Source organism: Sphingobium sp. C100, assembly GCF_000508185.1.
Lineage (GTDB): Bacteria > Pseudomonadota > Alphaproteobacteria > Sphingomonadales > Sphingomonadaceae > Sphingobium.
In genome coordinates this window covers 1-2266 of record NZ_AYOY01000088.1, presented here as the reverse complement: position 1 = coordinate 2266, position 2266 = coordinate 1, and the positions used below count along the sequence as shown (strand labels likewise).

Annotated in this window: 3 protein-coding genes; all 3 read left to right on the top strand. The window is 66.9% G+C overall.

The features are described 5' to 3' along the window. Positions 1–861 (top strand): GTA baseplate fiber-binding domain-containing protein (locus C100_RS31575; RefSeq protein ID WP_024019009.1); only part of this gene is annotated, 861 nt, incomplete at its 5' end. A 39-nt stretch (positions 862–900) separates the two neighbouring features. Beyond that, positions 901–1398, top strand: a complete 498-nt coding sequence (locus tag C100_RS31570) for a DUF2793 domain-containing protein (protein ID WP_024019008.1) — start codon at positions 901–903, stop codon at positions 1396–1398. 200 nt (positions 1399–1598) lie between these two features. Further along, positions 1599–2266, top strand: a 668-nt coding sequence (locus C100_RS31565) for an outer membrane protein (RefSeq protein ID WP_024019007.1), incomplete at its 3' end; no start/stop codon positions are given.

The window sequence follows — 2266 nt, the reverse complement described above, 5'->3', positions numbered from 1 at the left end:
CTAATCGTGGCGGCGGCAAGCGGTGGCGCGGGATGGCGCGGCGCGGCGCTGTTTATGACCGGCGCGAGCGGGGAGGCGGCGCCGATCGGCCGGAGCGCGGCGCGGGCGGTGATGGGCGTGGCCGACGCGGCGTTGCCGCCCGGCAGCGCGCAACTGGTGGATGCGCGCCATGCGTTGCCGGTCACGCTGCTGGCGCCGGACATGGCTTTGCTGTCGGCCGATGAGGCGGCGCTGGCGCAGGGGCGCAACCTGGCGCTGATCGGCGCGGAATTGATCCAGTTCGAGCGGGCGGAGCAGACCGGCGTCGCCAGCTATCGCCTGACCGGGCTGCGCCGGGGGCTGCGCGGCACCGAATGGGCGATGGCGGAGCATGTGGCCGGCGAGGATTTCCTGCTGATCGAGGAGGATCGTCTGGTCGAGCCGCTGGCGGCGTCGGGCAGCGAGGCCGAGCCGGGGAGCCTGTTGCGCATGTCGGCGGTCGGCATCGGCGACGTGGAGCCGGCCGAGGCGGCGCTGACGATCCGCGGCGCGGCGCTGATGCCGCCCTCGCCAGTGCATCTGGTCGCCCGGCCGGATGGCGGCGGTGGCTGGACGATCGGCTGGACCCGGCGGAGCCGCAATGGATGGCGCTGGTCGAGCGGGACCGACGCGCCGCTGTGCGAGGAAAGCGAGCTTTATGCGGTGCGGTTGCTGGATGGCGACGCGCTGGTGCGTGGCGCGGAGACGGCGGCGGCGCAATGGACCTATGCCCCAGCGATGATTGCGGCGGACGGCACGGCCGGGCGGGCGCTGACCGTCGAGGTGGCGCAGCGCGGGACATTCGCGCCGGGGCGGGTCGCGCGGATCATGCTGACGGCCTGATGGCGCGCGACGCGCCGGGGATTACAGGAGGACAGGACCATGGATGCATCGCCCCGTTGGGCATTGCCGCTGCTCTTTGCCGGGCAGGCGCAAAAGGAGATTTTTCACAATGAGGCGCTGATGTTGGTCGATGCGCTGCTGCATGGGGCGGTCGAGAGCATCGATGTGGCGGAACCGCCCGCCGACCCCGCGGACGGGCAATGCTGGATCATCGCCGCCGGGGCGAGCGGGGCATGGAGCGGGCAGGCGGGCCTGATCGCCTGCTGGACGGAGGGGGGATGGCGCTATGTCGCGCCGCGCGCGGGCCTGGCGGTGCATGTGGCGGACCGAGGACATGCGTTTTTTCATGACGGGATCGAATGGCGCGCCGGCGCGATCCGTGATGACGGCCTGTATCAGAATGACGAGAAGATAGTGGGCGCGCGCCAGCCCGCCATCGCGAACATTGGCCGCGGCGCGGTGATTGATGCGGAAGCCCGGTCTACCATCGCCGCCATTCTGACGGCGCTGCGGACACATGGGCTGATTGCTTCCTAATATTACGCTATTGTGCTTTTCTTGTTGCAGAGGCGCGTCAATAGTCTAGGATTCCGTTACATTAGCTTGGCGGGTCTGCGAAAGCCGGGCTAGTGCGTTATTTTTGCAACGGTTTCACTAATTGTGGACTTGCCATGAAACCTTCTTGCGGATACAGGGTTTCAGCAGTCCTTCGTGACACTTTTGAAAGGGGAATCCATATGCGGAAGCTTGCCCTCGCGGCTGCGCTTGCGACCAGTGCCTTGGCCACCCCGGCCTTGGCGCGCGACAACAGCTGGTATGTTGGCGTGGACGCCGGCGTGCTGCTGGTCGAAGATCAGGACCTGACCTTCGACGACGTCCCTCCCGGTGGTGCGGCGGTCCCGTCGATCGACTACCATAAGGGCTACGACTTCGACGCCAATATCGGTTACGACTTCGGCGGTTTCCGCCTGGAAGCCGAAGCCGCCTATAAGCGTGCGAAGATCGATTTCGACAAGACCGGCGGCGGCTTCGGCGGCGCTGCTTCGGCCCTGTCGTTCATGCTGAACGGTTTGCTGGACTTCGGTCCCGATGACGGCCTGCAGGGCTTCGTCGGCGGCGGTGTCGGCGTGTCGCGCGGCAAGCTCGCTTCGGACATCGTGAACGATAGCGACACCGGTTTCGCCTGGCAGGCGATTGCCGGCGTCCGCTACCCGGTCACCAACAATGTCGATGTGTCGTTGAAGTATCGCTTCTTCAACCAGGACGACATCAAGCTGATCCCGGCTTACCAGAGCATCTATGGCCAGGCCGGTTCGAACGCCGAAACCAAGCTGCGCACGCACAGCCTGCTGCTCGGCCTGACCTACAACTTCGGCGCTCCGGCTGAAGCGGCTCCGCCGCCCCC

Bases quoted from the DNA above. Each gene is read 5' to 3' on its own strand.
- C100_RS31570 (WP_024019008.1), top strand. From the start codon at position 901: ATGGATGCATCGCCCCGTTGGGCATTGCCGCTGCTCTTTGCCGGGCAG.